We start from the raw sequence: 18,992 nt of genomic DNA, 5'->3' as shown, positions 1-18,992 counted from the left end.
CGCGACTCTCCCGGCTCAGGGCTTGACGGTCAGCTTGCCGACCATGCCGGCCTGGTAGTGGCCCGGAATGTTGCAGGCGAACTCCAGGCTGGCGGCCTTGCTGAAGGTCCAGGTCAGTTCGGCGGTCTTGCCCGGCTCGACCAGCACGGTGTTGGGGTCGTCGTGCTTCATCATCTGGCCCATCGGCATGTCGCCGTGGCCCATCTTGCTGTGGTCCATCTTGCTCATGTCGTGCTGCATGCCGGTGGGGGTGAGCATCCCGGAGTCCATCATCTGCTGCATTTCCTTCTGGTGGGCAGCATGCATCGCCGCGCTGCCCAGGTTGAATTCATGCAGCAGGCTGCCCGTGTTGCGGATGACGAAGCGCACGGTTTCGCCGGCCTTGACCTCGACGCTGTCCGGCTCGAAGAACATGTCCCCCAGCTTGATCTCAACGGTACGGCTGGCCTGGGCGGCCTTGGCTGGCTTGCCGAAGTCGAAGCCATGTGCGGCGTCGGCCAGGACCGGCAGGCTGAAGCTCGCGGCGAGGGCCATGGCGGAAGCGCAGAACAGAAGACGCAGGGACATATCGCAATTCCTCGATTGGGTTTTACCCATCCTCGCTTTCCACGCCTGCCGCCTGGCTGTCGGGAAGATTACAGTTCTGTCAGCTTCGCACCCTTTCCGGCTGGCCGGTTTATAAAGGCGACGAAGAAAGCCCGCCGCGTGGCGGCAACGGCGGCGGGCGGTGAATGAACCCGCAGTCAGCGCGGCCCCGGCTGTCAGCGCGCGGACACAGTGATTACCCTGTCGACAGCGGCGCCATTGGCGCATGAATGGATACCCCGAGATGAAACTCCTGATCGTCGAAGACGAACCCCGCATCGGCCAGTACCTGCAGCAGGGCCTGAGCGAAGCCGGCTTCGCCGTGGACCTCTGCCAGGACGGCGACGACGGCCTGCAACTGGCACTCTCCGGCGAGCATGACCTGCTGATCCTCGATGTGATGCTGCCCGGCCGCGACGGCTGGCAGATCCTCCAGGCCGTGCGCCAGACCGGCAGCGCGGTGCCGGTGCTGTTCCTCACCGCGCGCGACTCGGTGGAAGACCGCGTGCGCGGCCTGGAGCAAGGCGCCGACGATTACCTGGTGAAGCCCTTCGCCTTCGTCGAACTGCTGGCGCGGGTGCGCACCCTGCTGCGCCGCGGCGGCCAGCAGTTGCAGGAAACCACCCTGCAACTGGCCGACCTAGAGCTGGACCTGCTGCGTCGCCGCGTCCAGCGCGCCGGCAAGCGCATCGACCTGACCGCCAAGGAGTTCGCCCTGCTGGAACTGCTGCTGCGCCGCAGCGGCGAGGTGCTGCCCAAGTCGCTGATCGCCTCCCAGGTGTGGGACATGAACTTCGACAGCGATACCAACGTCATCGAAGTCGCCATCCGCCGCCTGCGCGCCAAGGTCGACGACGACTTCCCGCAACGCCTGATCCACACCGTGCGCGGCATGGGCTACGTGCTGGAGGAACGCGACCCATGCTGAGCGCCCGCCTCTCCCTGGGCGTACGCCTGAGCCTGCTGTTCGCCGCCTGCACCGCCGCCGTCTCGCTGCTGGCGGGGATCGTTTTCAGTCGCGCCAGCGAGGCGCACTTCGTCGAACTGGACCTCCAGGTAATGTCTGGCAAGCTGGCGATCTTCCGCGACACCCTCGCCGACGTGACCAGCCCCACGCAGTTGCAGCCGCATGTCGCCGAGCTGCGCCGGGAACTGGAGCGCCACCCCGACCTGGGTCTGCGCCTGAAGGGCGCCGACGGCCAGCCGTGGTTCGAGCAGATGCCGGCGATGGTCATGCCCGAGAGCCCGCCCGCCTTCCGCGAACTTCAGGCGCCGCTGGGCGCCCGGCTGCCGAACGGCCCGCAGCTGACCCTGGTGCTGGACATCACCCACCACCAGCACTTCCTGCAACGCATGCAGCAGCTGATCTGGCTGACCATGAGCCTCTCGGCGCTGGCCACCGCGCTGCTCGGTGCCTGGGCGGCGCGCAGCAGCCTGCGTCCGTTGCGGCGCATGAGCGAAGTCGCCGCAAAGGTCTCGGCGCACTCGCTGACCACCCGTCTGGACGCCGAGCAGATGCCCCAGGAGCTGCGCGGCCTCGCCGGCGAGCTGAATGCCATGCTGGCGCGGCTGGAGGAAGCCTTCCAGCGGCTGTCGGCCTTCTCCGCCGATATCGCCCATGAGCTGCGCACCCCGCTGACCGGGCTGCTGACCCAGACCCAGGTGGTGCTGTCGCGCTCGCGCGGCCTGGAAGAGTACCGCGAGGCGTTGCACGGCAACCTGGAAGAGCTGGAGCGGCTGACCGCGATGGTCAATGACATGCTGTTCCTGGCCAAGGCCGACCACGGCCTGCTCACCCCCAGCAGCCAACCACTGGAGCTGGCCGCTGAAGTGGACCAGTTGCTGGAGTTCTACGGGCCGCTCGCGGAGGAAAACGCGATCCGCCTGGAGCGCAGCGGCGAGCTTCGGGTACAGGGCGACCGTGCCCTGCTGCGGCGGGTGCTGGCCAATCTGCTGGACAACGCCCTGCGCTTTACGCCGGAGGGCGAGCAGATTCGCGTGCGTCTGGAGCCTGGGCGCCTGAGCGTGGAAAACCCCGGCCGGGAAATTCCCGCCGAGCGCCTGTCGCGCCTTTTCGATCGTTTCTACCGCGCCGACCCGGCCCGCCGCGAAGGCCAAGGCGAACATGCCGGGTTGGGGCTGGCGATCTGCAGGTCGATCGTGCGGGCCCACGGCGGGGAGATTCGTTGCGAGTCGGCGGATGGGTGGACGCGGTTCATCATCGAGTTTCCGCAATAGCGCTTTTCGTAGGAGCGAGGGGGACGCCCAGTTCTTGCTCGCGAACGGACTCGCCGACAGCTCCGGCGTTGGGCGGTTCGCGAGCAAGCTCGCTCCTACAGGGGGACTCACCCGCCGCGAAATACCAGAAAAGAAAAAGGCCCCAACCGGGGCCTTCTCTCTTCATCAGCGGAACACGGCCATCACTGCCGCATCCCCCGCCCGCTCACCAACAGGCGCACGCAGAAGAAATACAGCACCACGGTCGCCACCAGCATGAAGACCACCGCCGTACCGATGCGGATGTCGGACACGCCAAGGATGCCGTAACGGAAGGCATTGACCATGTGCAGGATCGGGTTGGCCAGCGACACGGTCTGCCAGAACGGCGGCAGCAGGGTGATCGAGTAGAACACCCCGCCCAGGTAGGTCAGCGGCGTCAGCACGAAGGTCGGGATGATCGAGATGTCGTCGAAATTGCGCGCGAACACCGCGTTGACGAAGCCGCCCATGGAGAAGATCGCCGCCGTCAGCAGCACCACCAGCACGGTGATGCCGATGTGATGGACCTGCAGGTCGGTGAAGAACAGCGACAGCAGGGTGACGATCAGGCCCACCGCCAGCCCGCGCAGCACGCCGCCGGCGACGAAGCCCAGGAGGATGGTGTGCGGCGACACCGGCGACACCAGCAGCTCCTCGATGTTGCGCTGGAACTTGCTGCCGAAGAAGCTCGACACCACGTTGCCGTAGGAGTTGGTGATCACCGACATCATGATCAGGCCGGGCACGATGTACTGCATGTAGGTGAAGCCGCCCATGTCGCCGATCTGCCGGCCGATCAGATTGCCGAAGATGACGAAGTACAGAACCATGGTGATCGCCGGCGGCAGCAGGGTCTGCGGCCAGATACGCAGGAAACGGCGGACTTCGCGGTAGACGATGGTGTTGAGGGCGACCCAGTTGGCGCGCAGTTCGCTGCTCATACGGCCACCTTCGACAGATTCTTCTCCACCAGCGACACGAACAGCTCCTCCAGGCGATTGCTCTTGTTGCGCAGGCTCAGCACTTCCAGGCCCTGGGCGTTGAGCTGGGCGAACAGGCCGTTGATGCCCATGGCCTTGTCCACCTGCACTTCCAGGGTGTGGTCATCCACCAGGCGCACGGGGTAGCCGTCAAGCTTCGGCGCTTCGGCCAGCGTGGCCTTCAGGTCGAGGTAGAAGGTTTCCACGTGCAGCTTGTTCAACAGCTTGCGCATGCTGGTGTTCTCCACGATGGTGCCGTGGTCGATGATCGCGATGTTGCGGCACAGCTGCTCGGCCTCCTCCAGGTAGTGCGTGGTGAGGATGATGCTGATGCCTTCGCCGTTGAGCTCGGTGAGGAAGTTCCACATCGAGCGGCGCAATTCGATGTCCACGCCGGCGGTGGGTTCGTCGAGGATCAACAGGCGCGGCTCGTGCACCAGCGCGCGGGCGATCATCAGGCGGCGCTTCATGCCGCCGGAGAGTTCGCGGGAGGCGGAATTGCGCTTGTCCCACAGGCCCAGCTGGGTCAGGTACTTCTCGGCGCGCCCCTTGGCCACGCTCATGGGGATGCCGTAGTAGCCGGCCTGGGTGACGACGATGTCGAACACCTTCTCGAACTGGTTGAAGTTGAATTCCTGGGGCACCACGCCCAGGCAGCGCTTCAGGCCGTACGGATCCTTGTCCAGGTCATGGCCGAACACGTTGACCGTGCCGCTGGTCTTGTTCACCAGGGTGGAGAGGATGCCGATGGTGGTGGATTTGCCGGCGCCGTTGGGGCCCAGCAGGGCGAAGAAATCGCCTTCGGCGACGTCCAGATCGATGCCCTTGAGGGCCTGGAAGCCGTTGCCGTAAGTCTTCGTCAGTTGACGGATGGACAGCGCGGAACTCATGGGTATTCCCGTTGCAAGTCGGTGGAAAGACGCATGTCTTTGAAAAAAGGCCTGCTTGATAAGGGCACGCGGCGAGGATTGCAACCTCCGGGGCACGCGCAAGCGTTCAGGTCAGGTCGGTCATCACGGCGTCGCGGTAGGCCGGGCGCGCCTTCAGGCGTTCGTACCAGGCTTTGAGATGCGGCTGCGCCGGGCGTTCGATGGGCATTTCGAACCAAGCATAGATGAAGCTGCCCAGCGGAATGTCACCCATGCCGAATTGTTCGCCGGTGAGGTACGGCTGTTTCGCCAGCGTCGCCTCGGGGATCGCCAGAAGGCTCACGCAGGTATCGATGGCGGCCTGGATGGCGGCGGCGTCGCGCTGCTCCGGCGGGGTGCGCAGGGTGCCCCAGAACACGGTGCGGAACGGCGCGGCGAAGGACGAGGTCGTCCAGTCCATCCACTTTTCCGCGCTGGCGCGGGCCTGCAGGTCCTGCGGGTACAGGTCCGGCGCGTAGCGCGCGGCCAGGTAGCGGACGATGGTGTTGGACTCCCAGAGGATGAAGCCGTCGTCGTCCAGGGTCGGCACCACGCCATTGGGGTTCAGGGCGCGGTACGGTGCCTCGTTGACCAGGCCGAAGGCGCCACCGGCGTCGATCCGTTCGTACGCCAGGCCCGCCTCCTCCGCGCACCAGAGCGCCTTGCGCACGTTGGAGGAATTCTTCCGGCCCCAGATCTTGAGCATGCTGCGCCTCTCTTGTTGTCGTCATCGTTTGTCACGCGCCGTCCGGGCGCGATTTCGGATGACGGCACCCTACCGGCTTGGGCGCCAGGAAAAAAGGCGTCTGCACTGATGATGACTATCGACTGCGTTCATGCTTCGCCGCTTCGGCGCGCAGATCGCCGGCCAGCGGGGTCTCGCCGCCGGCGAACAAGTGCGGGTAGCACTGCTGCAGGTAGCCGAAGAAGAATTCCTCCGGCACGTCGGCGAACTGACCGTGGTCGCGCAGGTATTCCATGTGCCGTTCGCCGTCACGATTGAACGGGTGGAACACACTGTCGGTGCGGCCGTCGAACTCCAGCGGCAGCACGCCGAAGGCCTCGCACAGGCCGAGATCGAAGGCCGGCGTGGCCTTGACCCAACGCCCTTCGAGGAATAGCTCGGTATAGCCGTGCATGGCGAACACCTCGCTGCGCAGCATCTCCAGCAGGCGCGGCGTGGCCAGGTGGTTCTTCACGTCGGCCAGGCCGATCCGCGCGGGAATCCCGCAATGCCGGGCACAGGCCGCCAGCAGCGTGGCCTTGGGTACGCAGTAGGACTGCCCGGCCTGCAGCGCGTGGCTGCCCTTGAGCGTCTGTGGGTCGAGGCTGAACACGTAGGGGTTGTAGCGAATCCGGTCGCGCACCGCGTAATAGAGCGCCACCGCCTGCTCCAGCGGGGTGCCGCCCTGGCCCCGGTGATTTTCCGCGAACTCGATCACCCCGGGGTGGTCACTATCCACGAAGCGGCTGGGCTTCAAGTAATCCTGCATGGCGCTGTCTCCGCGATCCCTGTCGTTGATGGCCCGGCCAGTCTAACCAGCGGGCGCACCCGGCAGGCACGGCGATCCGGCCAAGCTGTCCGGCCATGCGGCCAATGGTCATGTGCGGCGGTCTAAGCTTGCGGAACATTGCGGCAGGCCGGCTCCCCTGCCCGCGCCCCTTTCGTCACCAAGCCCGCCGCGGCCTGTTGCCTTTGCGGCGGACTGTCATGGAGGAATCCCCATGCTGTTCATCTGGTTGCTCGTCCTGATTCTCGGCGTCGCCTGGTTCGCGCACCGCCGTGCCGCGCCGCTCAAGGCGCTCGGGATCACCGCCGTGTACCTGGTGCTGATGAGCCTGTTCAGCCACGCCCACGGCTGGATGGTGCTGTTCTGGCTGCTCTGGGCGGTGGTGGCGATGACCGTGCTCGCCGCCGACCTGCGCCGCAGCCTGTTCACCTCACGGCTGTTCGCCTGGTTCAAGCAGACCCTGCCGCCGATGTCGGACACCGAGCGCGAGGCCATCGAAGCCGGCACCGTCTGGTGGGACGGCCAGCTGTTCAGCGGCCGTCCGGACTGGAACACCCTGCTCGGCTATCCCCGGGCGCAGTTGACCGAGGAGGAACAGGCCTTCGTCGACGGTCCCACCGAACAGCTCTGCGCCATGGTCAGCGACCATGACATCGCCCAGCGCATGGACCTGCCGCCCGAAGCCTGGGCCTTCATCAAGGCGCAGGGCTTCTTCGGCCTGATCATCCCGAAGGAATACGGCGGCAAGGGCTTCTCCGCCCTCGCCCACTCCCAGGTGGTGATGAAGCTCGCCAGCCGCAGCGGCGACCTCGCCTCCACCGTGATGGTGCCCAACTCCCTGGGCCCGGCCGAACTGCTGCTGCACTACGGCACCGACGAGCAGCGCCAGCGCTACCTGCCGCGCCTGGCGACCGGCGAGGAAATCCCCTGCTTCGCCCTCACCAGCCCGCAGGCCGGTTCCGACGCCGGCGGCATGACCGACACCGGCATCGTCTGCAAGGGCCAGTGGAACGGCGAGGAAGTGCTCGGCCTGCGCCTGAACTGGGAAAAGCGCTACATCACCCTCGGCCCAGTGGCCACCCTCCTCGGCCTGGCCTTCAAGTGCCATGACCCGGACCACCTGCTGGGCGAGGAAGAGGACCTGGGCATTACCCTGGCGCTGATCCCCACCGACACCCCCGGCATGCAGATCGGCCGCCGCCACGTACCGCTGGGCGCGGCCTTCATGAACGGGCCGAATTCGGGCAAGGACGTGTTCGTGCCGCTGGACGCCATCATTGGCGGAGAACCGATGATCGGCAAAGGCTGGATGATGCTGATGAACTGCCTGTCGGTAGGCCGCTCCATCTCCCTGCCGGCGGTGGGCACCAGCGTGGCCAAGACCGGCAGCTACGTCAGCGGCCGCTATGCGCGCATCCGCGAGCAGTTCAACGTCCCGCTGGCGGCCTTCGAAGGCATCCAGGAAGCCCTGGCGCGCATCGGCGGCAACGCCTGGATGATGGACAGCGCGCGCATCCTGACCGCCAATGCGGTGGACCTGGGCGAGAAACCCTCGGTGCTCTCGGCCATCCTCAAGTACCACCTCACCGAGCGCGGCCGCGAATGCATCGGCCATGCCATGGATATCCATGGCGGCAAGGGCATCATCATGGGCCCGAACAACTACCTGGGGCGCGCCTGGCAGTCGGCGCCGATCTTCATCACCGTCGAGGGCGCCAACATCCTCTCGCGCAACCTGATGATCTTCGGCCAGGGCGCCATCCGCTGCCATCCATACGTGCTCAGGGAAATGGAGCTGGCACGCCGTGATGACCAGGACCAGGCCGAGCGCGAATTCGATGAACTGCTGCTGAGCCATATCGGCTTCGCCGTCAGCAACGCCGCCAGCAGCCTGCTGCTGGGCCTCGGCCTGGGCAGCTTCGACCCGGTGCCGGGCGACCGCGTCAGCCGTCCGTACTACCGCGCGCTGAACCGCCTGGCCGCGGCCTTCGCCCTGCTCGCCGACGTCAGCATGATGCTGCTGGGCGGCGAGCTGAAACGCCGCGAACGCCTGTCGGCGCGCCTGGGCGATGCGCTCAGCCACCTGTACCTGGGCTCCGCGGCGCTCAAGCGCTACCACGACCTGGACAATCCCGAATACCTGCAACCGCTGCTGCGCTGGGCGCTGGAAGAAAACCTGGAAAAAGCCGAGGCGGCGCTGGCCGGGCTGATCGACAACTTCCCCAACCGCGCCTTCGCCTGCCTGCTGCGCGTGCTGGTGCTGCCGCTGGGCCGCCGCCATCGCGGCCCGGGCGACAAGCTCGACGCCGAGGTCGCCGCCATCCTTGGCGCTCCGCTGCAGGACCCGGCGCTGCAAGCCATCCTCGCTGGCGCCTTCCTGCCCGGCGACCCGCAGGACCCGGTCGGCAAGCTCGGCGTCGCCTACGAGCAACTCGCCGCAGTGGCCCCGCTGCAGGAAAAACTGCACCAGGCGCTGCGCGATGGCCGGGTCAGCCCTGCCGCCGGCCAGTCGCCCATCGACGCCGCACGCGATGCCGGGGTGCTCGAAGGCAGCGAGGCCGAAGCCCTGCATGAAGCCGAGCGGGCACGCCGCGCCGTGATCGACGTGGACGACTTCGCCCAGGAGGAGCTGGGCAACAAGGCCGGCTGAAGCACCCGCCACGGATTCGAGGGCGCCTGCGGGCGCCCTTTCCTTTTGCGGCCTTACCGACGCACAGCAGTGCCACCCGTGGTCACAGGGTGCACACTGGACCTATTCCCGTCATGGAGAACGCGCCATGCACCCAAGCCTCCCCCTGCTGCTGACGCTACTACTCGCCAGCGGCGCCCAGGCAGACTCCTGGCTCTACCCCAGCCGGCCGCAGCCGGTTGCGCCCCCCACGCCGGTCATCGACCCCATCCAGCAACAGCAGAACGACCTGCGCCTGCAACGCGAGATGCGCCAATACGAGCAGGACCGCCAGCGCCTGCAGTACGAAAGCCAGCGCCTGGAAATCCAGCAGGACAGTCTCCAGCGCCAGCAGGACGACCTCCAGCGCCAGAAGGACAGCCAGCGCCTGCGCGACATGCAACGCCAGCAGAGCGACCAGATGATCCAGCGGCAGAAGATCGAGCTTCAGCAACAACAATTGCAGCAACAGCAACGCCTGCTCGACCAGCAGCAGATGCAGATCGACAACCGCCGCCGGCAGATCCAGTCGCGACCGTTCCGCCCATAGAGCCTGTTCACGATCTCGCGAGCTAGAGCAGAACAAGGCAAAAACAGGCGAGGACGCGGAGTTTACGAGCTGTAAATGAGCAGTCCGAGCCTGTTTTTAACGCAGTTATGCCGACGCACAGCGGATCGTGGACAGGCTCTCAGCGCGGCAGAGGCGGTGAAACGCTATATACTCCGCAGCCGTTTCAACGCTGTCCCAGAGGAAGCACCATGGCCAACGCCTATCTCGACCACCACCTTGCCCTGCTCAACCACCTGCGCATGATCCTCGGCGCCCTGGGCGAAGCCGAGCAGGTGCCGGAAGACAACCACGGCCTGTTCCTCGAGCGCTTCGACGAGCTGATGGCCGAACTGCCACTTGACCCGGAAGGCGCCCAGTACCTGGGTCAGGACCTGATCAGCCAGGTTTTCCACCGCTACCCGCAGATTGCCCACCTGGTCCCGCGCGACCTGCTGTGGTTCTTCGGTGGCGACTGCCTGCACTTCATGCCCGACGAAGAACTGCAGATGTACCAGCAGCTCGACGAGCGCCGCTTCGAAGCCGAAGAGAACGGCGAGCCCTTCGACTGGAACCGCGAGAAGCAGCTGCTCGCCCTGCCGGACGATACGCCCAAGCACTGATTCGCCGTTCGCTTGAACGAGAAAGCCCGCATCGCGCGGGCTTTCTCGTTTCAGGCACCGGGTGGTCTCAATGGTCAGAGACTTCGCCCGCCACCTCTTCCTCTGCCGGGAACAGCAGGCTGGCCACAATCCCTACCCCCAGAACGGCCAGGACGATGATCAGGCTGGTGTTGGCATCGATGCTGTAGCCGTGGTGGAACAGGTGATCGGTGGCATTCAGGCCCAGCTTGGCGGCGATGAAGAACAACAGCACCACGACCGCCTTCTCCAGGTGGACCAGGTAACGCTTGAGCGCTTCGAGGACGAAGTAGAGCGTCCGCAGGCCCAGGATCGCGAACAGCATGGCGGAGTAGACGATCAGTGGCTCACGGCTCACCGCGATCACCGCCGGCACCGAGTCGAAGGCGAACAGCACATCGGAAACCTCCACCACGACCAGGCAGAGGAACAGCGGGGTGGCAAACAGCGCCCCCTTGGCGGCCAGGCTCAGGTCCTTGTTCTCGGTTCTATGGGCTTCCACTTCGAGCGTCCGGCGAGCCACGAAGAAATGGCGCCCGTAGAGTTTTGGCCAGACCGGAAAGAGCCTGCTGGCGAATCGATAGGCCAGGTGCCGGGAGTAATCCTCCTCTTCATCGTCGCCACCGCCGCCCGCGAGCATCATCACGGCAGTCCAGGCGACGATCAGCGCGAACATGATCTCGACCCAGGGGCCGAGGGCCAACAGGCCGGTGCCGATGGCCACGAAGATGCCACGGAAGACGATGGCGCCAAGGATGCCCCAGTACAGTACGCGATGACGCAGCCCGTCCGGCACCTTGAACCAGGCGAAGATCGCCATGAACACGAACAGATTATCGACGCTCAGCACCTTTTCCAGGGCATAGCCGGTCAGGAACAGGCTGGCCGCCTGCGCGCCGTGCTGGACATAGAGGAAACCGGCGAAAGCCAGGGAAATCCCGACCCAGAAGATCGACCAGCCCGCCGCCCGTGCCAGGGAAATGGGCCGGTCGTCACGATGCGTCACCATGTCCAGCAACAGGGCGGCCAGTGCCAACCCAACGAAAACCGCCAGGGTCAGCGGGGGAAAGCCCAAGGGTGTCAGTTCCACGATTGCATTTCTCCGGATGGGAGTTCAGCCGGACTATCCCGGCGATGGATTGAGTCAGATGGCCGGCCGGGGTGGGCCGGGAATGCGCCGCCATGGCGGATGGAAAGCCCGCCAGTGCGGGTCCTGGGCTGCGCGCAGCAAGGCGTGGTCGCCCCGGGTGTCGCCCCAGGCGCGCAACCGGTAGAAGCTCAGCGGGCCGTAGACGGCCACCAGGCGCAGGACCTTGTTCTCGCAGCGGCAGTTGCCGCCGAGGATGCGGCCGCTCAGCCGGCCGCCCTGCACTTCCAGCTCGGTGCCGATCAGCCCGACGCCCAGCCGCTCGGCAAACGGCTGCAGGAGCAAGGTCGGCGACGCCGAGCACAAGGTGACTTCGGCGCCTGACTCAAGTTCAGCCTCAACGCAGCGCAAGCCCGCCGAACGCAGCAGATAAGGCCAGACAGACCGGCAGTAGGCCTCGGCCCGCGCGGACAACCAGGCCGCCTCGACGCCGCTGAGATAAGTCGCGATCAGACAGGCCTTGAGCTCGTCGCGGCCCAGTCGGCCGAACACGAATTTCAGGCACGGCGCAGCGAGCCGGGGCAGACGCCGAAGGAATGTGGCGCTACCGAAGGCAAACCAGAGGAACGGAACGAAGCTGTCATGCCGGGTCAGCGTGCCGTCAAAATCGAATACCGACAGCACCCTCGTTTCTCTGCGAGGCGCCATGATCGTGCGCGCCGTCATCTCGGCAACTCCACGTCGGCGCCCGCCAAGACCTGGAACGGGAAGCGGACAGCCCGGGGGCCTGGAATCGACAGGTTGGGGAAAGGCACCAGCCACAGCATGAGCGTCGAAGCCTCGAACGAACGCCTTCAGGAATTCCCGCTCAGCCCGCTCGCAGCGGGATGAACGGAGCCACCGCGATTGCACCGCAATCGGGCGAAGGCATTCTCAGGCGGCACCCCAAACCGAAGAACGGGATTCATCCCAAGGCAATGTCAGATTCTTCTTTTATGCGAGCGAGCAATGGACCTGGCAGCACGCCCTGGATTCGCCACGCGCTCCTTTCCCGAGTAGTCCGAAACTCCTATCCCGCCTGGGAGTATCCGCCGATGCGTATCCCCCCTGCGCTTCCCCATAGTGATGGCATCTAGCCGTACAGGGCCTACGGCCCGCCCCAACGATGGAAATTGCGCGGGAGAACACCATGACTACCCATAAGAAAAATGCATCGCCCATGAGCGACGCATCTGTCAGCACTGATCAGCAAGACTATGCACCCGGTAGCACGGCCACCATCACGGCCAGCGGCTTTGCCGCCGGCAGCACCGTGACCTTCCAGGTGCAGCACGTCACGGACGCCGGCCCGGATGGCATCTGGGGCACGCCCGATGACGTGATCGAAATCACCACCGGCGCGGGACACGATCCGTGGTCCGTGACCGACGGCGGCCCCGGCGACCTCGACGGCGAGGTCAACGGCAGCATCACCACCTCGTGGTACGTGAACCCCGATGACTCCGAAGGCGCGACATTCCTGCTCACCGCGGCGTCCGGTGAGATCATGGCGACAGCCTCCTTTACCGACAGTCCGCTGATCGAGACGACCGGTGTGACCGTTACCCTGGACGAAACCGCCGGGCTGCAGAACCACACCGCCACACCAACTCCTGCGGGAGATGATGACGACAATGACACTCTGCTGACCTTGCCCTCGGCCTTCTCCACCCGTTTGACCGCGCTACAGGCCGGTACCGTCACGGGCGAGGCGTTGAGCGGCTATACCGGCGCGGTCGGCAACACCGGCAGCAAGGCGTTCAACATCAACGCTGCCGCCGGAGGAACCATCCAGGACATCAGTTTCACCGATATCGATGGCAAATTGCTGTTTCACGTGGACAGCGGACTGAAAACACTGGATGGCACCACCATCTTTCTCTATACGGATACCACCGACAACAACGTCCTTGTGGGGCGGGCCGGGGGCGACAATGGCGCGATAGTATTTGCGGCCTACATCGAACAAGTCCCAGCCACGCCGCTGCAGCCCGAGGGTGGCAAGATATGGACCGTTGAGTTCCAACCGCTCCAGCATCCGCTCACCAATAACCCCGACGATGCTCTCAATCTGGACGGCAAGGTATTCATCGGAACCAGCCAAGACCTGACCTTCAGCCTGGCCAACGCCCCCTCCGGGCAGAACCTGTTCCTGATGTTCACCACAGCCAACCCGCAAACGGTCACCGACGCCAATAATGTCGTGCGTATTTCGGGCCCCTCCATTATCGCCACCGGCAAGGACCCTGCGGACCAGTCGAGCGGTGCCAACATCACGACGGGCGACACGATCAACACCAGCCAGGCGGGCGGCCCGACCACTTTCGGCACCAACAACCAGATGATCGTGGAACAGGAAGGTATCCGGTTCACCTTCGTCAGCGGTGCCCGGCAGGATGTGACCATCCCCAACCTGGACCAGAATGAAGCGGACCTGGAATCCAATATCGACTTTACCGCCATGTTCGGGGCGAGAACGGCCAGTTTCGATGTCGTGCAGCTGCAAAGCGGCAAGAGTGCGGTTGTGAAGATCAGTGCGTTTAGCACGGCGGCTGAAACGGGCGTGAACTTCATCAACGGCTATGCCGGAGATGCAACGAAGGACATATCCAACGTTCGCGTCATCAACATCAGCACCGGGCAGGTCGTCGAAAACTCGGATGGCTCGGCAAATGATCCAGGCGTCGTCATCACCATTAATGGCGCAGTTGCAACAATCACCGGCGTCCTGGCCGGCTACAGGATCGAATACACCACGAGTCAGGACCACAACCGCGTGCTCGTCGAGAACGGCGCCGCCGTGGACGCCAAGGGTAACAACCACGCCGACTTCGATGTGGGGGGGTTCAAGCTGCTCCAGGTTTCTACCGCGACGGCGGAAGTCGGCTCGAAGATGATCTTCGAGGATGACGGGCCGTCGATCAGCGGCACCCTGACTGCGGTGCCCACCCTGACCACCGATGACACCGACATCCCGGACACCGCTGGCCCGACCAGCTTTGCCAACCTGTTCACCGCGGCCTTCGGCCAGGACGGCTTCAAGGACGCCGATCACAACCATGTGCAGGACGCCGATGCGATCACCTACGCGCTCGGCGTGAGCGCCTCGGGTGGCGTGGACAGCGGGCTGGTCGATACCCTGTCAGGCGACAAGATCTATCTGTTCCTGGAAAGCGGCTCGGTCGTGGGCCGGGTCGGAACCGCTGGCGGCCTGGCCGATCCGGCCGGGGCCATCGCACTGACGATCTCGGTCAACGCCAATACCGGCGCCGTGACCCTGGTGCAAAGCCACTCGGTGGTGCACAACGATCCGAACGATCCGGTTGAAAGCGGCGCCTCCGCAGCCGGTCTGGCGGCCGCCAACCTGGTAACGCTGACCGCCACCGCTACCGATGGCGACGGCGACACCGCCTCGGCAACCCGCAACATCGGTGATGCCTTCAAGTTCGAGGATGACGGGCCGTCGATCAGCGGTAACCTGACTACGGCACCCACCCTGACCACCGACGATACCGACATCCCGGACACCGCCGGCCCCACCAGCTTCGCCGGCCTGTTCACCTCGGACTTCGGCAAGGATGGCTTCAAGGATACCGACGACAATAACGTCCAGGACGCCAACGCGATCACCTACGCACTCGGCGTGAGCGCCTCGGGTGGAGTCGACAGCGGTCTGGTCGATACCTTGTCCGGCGACAAGATCTACCTGTTCCTGGAAGGTGGCTCAGTGGTAGGCCGGGTCGGCACCGCTGGCGGCCTGGCCGATCCGGCCGGGGCCATCGCACTGACGATCTCGGTCGCCGCCAATGCCGGCGCCGTAACCCTGGTCCAGAGCCACTCGGTGGTACACAACGATCCGAACGATCCGGTTGAAAGCGGCGCCTCCGCGGCGGGTCTGGCGGCTGCCGGCCTGGTGACCCTGACGGCCACCATCACTGATGGCGACGGCGATACCGCCTCGGCGACCCGTAACATCGGCAACGCCTTCAAGTTCGAGGATGACGGACCGTCGATCAGCGGCAACCTGACCGCTGCGCCCACCCTGACCACCGACGACACCGACATCCCGGACACCGCCGGCCCGACCAGCTTTGCCGGTCTGTTCAACGCGCCAGTCTTCGGCAACGACGGCTTCAAGGACAGCGACGACAATAATGTCCAGGACGCCAACGCGGTCACCTATGCCCTCGGCGTGAGCGCCTCGGGCGGCGTGGACAGCGGCCTGGTGGACACCCTGTCGGGCGACAAGATCTATCTGTTCCTGGAAAGCGGCTCGGTCGTGGGCCGGGTCGGAGCCGCTGGCGGCCTGGCCGATCCGGCCGGCGCCATCGCGCTGACGATCTCGGTCGCTGCCAACACCGGCGCCGTGACCCTGGTGCAAAGCCACTCGGTGGTGCACAACGATCCGAACGATCCGGTTGAAAGTGGCGCCTCCGCAGCCGGTCTGGCGACCGCCAATCTGGTGACCCTGACGGCCACCGTTACCGATGGCGACGGCGACACCGCCTCGGCCACCCGCAACATCGGTGATGCCTTCAAGTTCGAGGATGACGGGCCGTCGATCAGCGGTAACCTGACTGCGGCACCCACCCTGACCACCGACGACACCGACATCCCGGACACCGCCGGCCCCACCAGCTTCGCCGGCCTGTTCACCTCGGACTTCGGCAAGGATGGCTTCAAGGATACCGACGACAACAACGTCCAGGACGCCAACGCGATCACCTACGCACTCGGCGTGAGCGCCTCGGGCGGCGTGGACAGCGGCCTGGTCGATACCTTGTCGGGCGACAAGATCTATCTGTTCCTGGAAAGTGGCTCGGTCGTGGGTCGTGTCGGAACCGCTGGCGGTCTGGCCGATCCAGTCGGGGCCATCGCACTGACAATCTCGGTCGCCGCCAATACCGGCGCCGTCACCCTGGTGCAAAGCCATTCGGTAGTACACAACGACCCGAACGATCCGGTTGAAAGCGGCGCCTCCGCGGCGGGCCTGGCGGCCGCCGGCCTGGTGACCCTGACCGCCACCATCACTGATGGCGACGGCGATACCGCCTCGGCGACCCGTAACATCGGCAACGCCTTCAAGTTCGAGGATGACGGCCCGTCGATCAGCGGGAACCTGACTGCGGTGCCCACCCTGACCACCGATGACACCGACATCCCGGATACCGCCGGCCCCACCAGCTTCGCCGGCCTGTTCACCTCGGACTTCGGCAAGGACGGCTTCAAGGACGCCGACGACAACAACATCCAGGACGCCAATGCCATCACCTACGCGCTCGGCGTAAGCGCCTCGGGCGGCGTGGACAGCGGTCTGGTCGATACCTTGTCGGGCGACAAGATCTTCCTGTTCCTGGAAAGCGGCTCGGTCGTAGGCCGGGTCGGTACTGCCGGCGGTCTGGCCGATGCGGCCGGGGCCATTGCGCTGACGATCTCGGTCGCTGCCAACACCGGCGCCGTGACCCTGGTCCAGAGCCATTCGGTGGTACACAACGATCCGACCGATCCGGTTGAGAGCGGCGCGTCCGCGGCTACCCTGGCGGCAGCCAACCTGGTCACCCTGACCGCCACCATCACTGACGGAGACGGCGATACCGCCTCGGCAACACGCAATATCGGCGCCGCCTTCAAGTTCGAGGATGACGGCCCGACGATCAGTGGCAACCAGACGGCAGTGCCCCCGATGGTCACCGATGATACCGACATTCCGGACACCGCCGGCCCCACCAGCTTCTCCGGCCTGTTCACCTCGGACTTCGGCAAGGACGGCTTCAAGGACGCCGATGACAACAATGTCCAGGACGCGGATGCGATCACCTATGCGCTCGGCGTGAGCGCCGCCGGTGGCGTGGACAGCGGCCTGGTGGACTCGCTGTCGGGCAACAAGATCTTCCTGTTCCTGCAGAGCGGCTCGGTCGTGGGCCGGGTCGGCACCGCCGGCGGCTTGGCCGATGCGGCTGGAGCCATCGCACTGACGATCTCGGTCAACGCCAACACCGGCGCCGTGACCTTGGTCCAGAGCCATTCGGTGATCCACAACGACCCGCTCGACCCGGTTGAGAGCGGCGCTTCCGCGGCTACTCTGGCGGCAGCCAACCTGATAACGCTGACCGCCACCATCACCGACGGCGATGGCGACACCGCCTCCGCAACCCGCGACATCGGGGGCGCCTTCAAGTTCGAGGACGACGGCCCGAGCCTGGCGTTCGGCAATCTGGTCGGCACCGGCAGCATCCTTCCGCAGACCGGGTACTGGGACCACTCGTTCGGAACCGACGGAGCGGGAACGGCCGGTCTGGATATCACCTTGGTGAATGACCAGTTCACCCTGGTCAGACCCGGCGGCGCGACCACCACCGGAAGCGGCACGCTCACCGAGCAGTCGCCCTCGCCAGATGCCAATGGCGCATTCCACTTTGCCGGGACCCTGACCGGTGACTTCGACAATAACGCCGGCACGCCCAATACCAGCGTCGACTACACACTGACCGCCTTTGCCGATGGCAGCTACCAGCTGGATCTGGTGCAGGGCTTCAGCTCGACGCTGGTCCTCAGCAGTGCCAACGGCTCGCTGGATGCCGGCGGCCCGGACCCGGTACGTACCCTGACGATCGGTACCGAGCAGATCGTCTTCTTCAACGCAGTTCCGACAGCTCCGCAGATCGGTACCCCCCCGAATCCGAATCCGGACCCGACCTCCATTCTGAGCGGCGTAGGGATCGGGGCGCCTGATCCCACCGAAGCGCAACTGCAGACCAATCCTCTGCCGTCGTATATCGGTACGGGTGCCTTGAACGTCAGCACCTCGGGCATCGGCGTCAACAACAACAACCTGGATGGCAATACCACGGCGGGGATCAATACCGGTGACGAGAGCTTCGTCATCAATCCCAAGACCTTGTTGACGGGCATGAAGGTCTATATCGATAACTCGGTGGGCGGCTACGACCCCGCCTCGGAAGAGCTGTACTTCACGATCTACTACGACAATGGCACGACCTCGGGCGCGCCCACCAAAGTGCTGGCCTCCGACCTGCACGCGGAAGCGGGGGGGCAGAAGTCCTTCACGGTCAACTGGGACGGCACGCATCTGATTGACGCGGTCCAGCTCACGATGGGCAAGGGCACGGTCAAGATCCCTGTAATCGAGTTCATCAAGCAGACTGAAAACCTGGCCAGCGACGTCCAGCTGTCGTTCAACGCCACGGTGACCGACAAGGATGGTGACTCGGCGACCAGTGCATTTACCGCCAACCTGTTCGCCAACAAGGCTGCCGGCTCGATCTTCGACTACCAGCTGGTTGGCGTGACCGGTGCGCGCGATGCCTTCAACGTCGATCTGTCGCGGCCCGAGAACAAGTACCAGGTCACCGGCTTCGATGTGACCGCCGGCCACCACGACGCCATCGTGCTCAATGGCGACCCGGCCTCCACGTTCTCGATCAACAACAGCACCAACGACAGCGTCGTGACGGTCAACGAAAGCGGCGGGCAGGTCACGACCATCACCGTGGTCGGCGTCGATCTGCTCAATACTGACATCGTGCATGGCGCAGCCTGATTCATCGCGCGCCTGATAGAACGAGGGTGGTATGGAAAACCACCCTCGCCTTTTCCGCAGCAGGACAAAGTCCGCACGCCCCATCCGCAATGAACGCTCCCGCGCCGCGCGGCCTTCGGAGCGACGCCTTCGCTCGTCCGTCAGCTAGGCCGAATCTCCCATCCCGCCTGGGAGTATCGGCCTCTGCCCAATCTCCGGTACTTCGC

The 18,992-nt window shown here is 65.1% G+C and carries 13 protein-coding genes; 6 read left to right on the top strand and 7 right to left on the bottom strand.

Annotation, left to right across the window (positions count from 1 at the left end; translation table 11 throughout):
- Positions 1-15: 15 nt before the first annotated feature.
- Positions 16-567 carry a plastocyanin/azurin family copper-binding protein gene (locus tag J5M67_RS16740; protein ID WP_207886462.1) on the bottom strand — a complete coding sequence of 184 codons (552 nt, stop codon included), beginning with the start codon at positions 565-567 and terminating at the stop codon, positions 16-18.
- A 262-nt stretch (positions 568-829) separates the two neighbouring features.
- Between J5M67_RS16740 and J5M67_RS16735 the strand changes: the two genes are divergently transcribed.
- Positions 830-1,513 (top strand): heavy metal response regulator transcription factor, encoded by a 684-nt coding sequence (locus J5M67_RS16735; RefSeq protein ID WP_207886461.1) that lies wholly within the window; start codon positions 830-832, stop codon positions 1,511-1,513.
- On the top strand, positions 1,507-2,823 hold the full coding sequence (locus J5M67_RS16730; RefSeq protein ID WP_207886460.1) for a heavy metal sensor histidine kinase: 1,317 nt from the start codon (positions 1,507-1,509) through the stop codon (positions 2,821-2,823). The genes J5M67_RS16735 and J5M67_RS16730 overlap by 7 nt, the downstream gene beginning before the upstream one ends.
- A gap of 182 nt (positions 2,824-3,005) precedes the next feature.
- Here J5M67_RS16730 and J5M67_RS16725 read toward each other — a convergent pair whose 3' ends face one another.
- From J5M67_RS16725 to J5M67_RS16710, 4 genes are all read right to left on the bottom strand, one after another.
- The gene (locus J5M67_RS16725; protein ID WP_207886459.1) at positions 3,006-3,785 is read right to left on the bottom strand and encodes an ABC transporter permease; all 780 of its coding nucleotides are present in this window, start codon (positions 3,783-3,785) and stop codon (positions 3,006-3,008) included.
- On the bottom strand, positions 3,782-4,714 hold the full coding sequence (locus J5M67_RS16720) for an ABC transporter ATP-binding protein (RefSeq protein ID WP_207886458.1): 933 nt from the start codon (positions 4,712-4,714) through the stop codon (positions 3,782-3,784). The genes J5M67_RS16725 and J5M67_RS16720 overlap by 4 nt, the downstream gene beginning before the upstream one ends.
- A 106-nt stretch (positions 4,715-4,820) precedes the next feature.
- Positions 4,821-5,438, bottom strand: a complete 618-nt coding sequence (locus J5M67_RS16715) for a glutathione S-transferase family protein (protein ID WP_207886457.1) — start codon at positions 5,436-5,438, stop codon at positions 4,821-4,823.
- A gap of 115 nt (positions 5,439-5,553) precedes the next feature.
- Positions 5,554-6,225, bottom strand: a complete 672-nt coding sequence (locus J5M67_RS16710; RefSeq protein WP_207886456.1) for a transglutaminase family protein — start codon at positions 6,223-6,225, stop codon at positions 5,554-5,556.
- Positions 6,226-6,457: 232 nt separating this feature from the next.
- Here J5M67_RS16710 and J5M67_RS16705 point away from each other — a divergent pair, with 232 nt between their 5' ends.
- The 3 genes from J5M67_RS16705 (at position 6,458) to J5M67_RS16695 (ending at position 10,081) form a co-directional block, all read left to right on the top strand.
- Positions 6,458-8,893, top strand: coding sequence for an acyl-CoA dehydrogenase (locus J5M67_RS16705; RefSeq protein ID WP_207886455.1), 2,436 nt, complete (start codon positions 6,458-6,460; stop codon positions 8,891-8,893).
- A 127-nt stretch (positions 8,894-9,020) separates the two neighbouring features.
- Positions 9,021-9,461: a PA2816 family glutamine-rich protein gene (locus J5M67_RS16700; RefSeq protein WP_207886454.1), complete on the top strand. Its 441-nt coding sequence runs from the start codon at positions 9,021-9,023 to the stop codon at positions 9,459-9,461.
- Positions 9,462-9,670: 209 nt separating this feature from the next.
- Positions 9,671-10,081 (top strand): PA2817 family protein, encoded by a 411-nt coding sequence (locus tag J5M67_RS16695; RefSeq protein ID WP_207886453.1) that lies wholly within the window; start codon positions 9,671-9,673, stop codon positions 10,079-10,081.
- Between the two features lie 67 nt (positions 10,082-10,148).
- Here J5M67_RS16695 and J5M67_RS16690 read toward each other — a convergent pair whose 3' ends face one another.
- Positions 10,149-11,189, bottom strand: a complete 1,041-nt coding sequence (locus J5M67_RS16690) for a TerC/Alx family metal homeostasis membrane protein (protein WP_207886452.1) — start codon at positions 11,187-11,189, stop codon at positions 10,149-10,151.
- Between the two features lie 54 nt (positions 11,190-11,243).
- Positions 11,244-11,912, bottom strand: a complete 669-nt coding sequence (locus tag J5M67_RS16685; protein WP_207886451.1) for an HAD-IB family phosphatase — start codon at positions 11,910-11,912, stop codon at positions 11,244-11,246.
- A 463-nt stretch (positions 11,913-12,375) separates the two neighbouring features.
- On the opposite strand from J5M67_RS16685, the gene J5M67_RS16680 reads away from it, so the two are divergent.
- Positions 12,376-18,786, top strand: a complete 6,411-nt coding sequence (locus J5M67_RS16680; RefSeq protein WP_207886450.1) for a DUF5801 repeats-in-toxin domain-containing protein — start codon at positions 12,376-12,378, stop codon at positions 18,784-18,786.
- Positions 18,787-18,992 lie beyond the last annotated feature (206 nt).

The organism is Pseudomonas sp. 30_B (assembly GCF_017491605.1).
Taxonomy (GTDB): domain Bacteria; phylum Pseudomonadota; class Gammaproteobacteria; order Pseudomonadales; family Pseudomonadaceae; genus Pseudomonas.
This window is presented reverse-complemented; position numbering and strand designations above follow the sequence as displayed.

Excerpts from the sequence above, each read along its gene's own strand:
- J5M67_RS16705 (WP_207886455.1), top strand. The coding sequence starts at position 6,458 with ATGCTGTTCATCTGGTTGCTCGTCCTGATTCTCGGCGTCGCCTGGTTC.
- J5M67_RS16680 (WP_207886450.1), top strand. The coding sequence starts at position 12,376 with ATGACTACCCATAAGAAAAATGCATCGCCCATGAGCGACGCATCTGTC.
- J5M67_RS16720 (WP_207886458.1), bottom strand. The coding sequence starts at position 4,714 with ATGAGTTCCGCGCTGTCCATCCGTCAACTGACGAAGACTTACGGCAAC.
- J5M67_RS16685 (WP_207886451.1), bottom strand. The coding sequence starts at position 11,912 with ATGACGGCGCGCACGATCATGGCGCCTCGCAGAGAAACGAGGGTGCTG.
- J5M67_RS16710 (WP_207886456.1), bottom strand. The coding sequence starts at position 6,225 with ATGCAGGATTACTTGAAGCCCAGCCGCTTCGTGGATAGTGACCACCCC.
- J5M67_RS16730 (WP_207886460.1), top strand. The coding sequence starts at position 1,507 with ATGCTGAGCGCCCGCCTCTCCCTGGGCGTACGCCTGAGCCTGCTGTTC.
- J5M67_RS16715 (WP_207886457.1), bottom strand. The coding sequence starts at position 5,438 with ATGCTCAAGATCTGGGGCCGGAAGAATTCCTCCAACGTGCGCAAGGCG.
- J5M67_RS16695 (WP_207886453.1), top strand. The coding sequence starts at position 9,671 with ATGGCCAACGCCTATCTCGACCACCACCTTGCCCTGCTCAACCACCTG.
- J5M67_RS16700 (WP_207886454.1), top strand. The coding sequence starts at position 9,021 with ATGCACCCAAGCCTCCCCCTGCTGCTGACGCTACTACTCGCCAGCGGC.
- J5M67_RS16735 (WP_207886461.1), top strand. The coding sequence starts at position 830 with ATGAAACTCCTGATCGTCGAAGACGAACCCCGCATCGGCCAGTACCTG.
- J5M67_RS16725 (WP_207886459.1), bottom strand. The coding sequence starts at position 3,785 with ATGAGCAGCGAACTGCGCGCCAACTGGGTCGCCCTCAACACCATCGTC.
- J5M67_RS16740 (WP_207886462.1), bottom strand. The coding sequence starts at position 567 with ATGTCCCTGCGTCTTCTGTTCTGCGCTTCCGCCATGGCCCTCGCCGCG.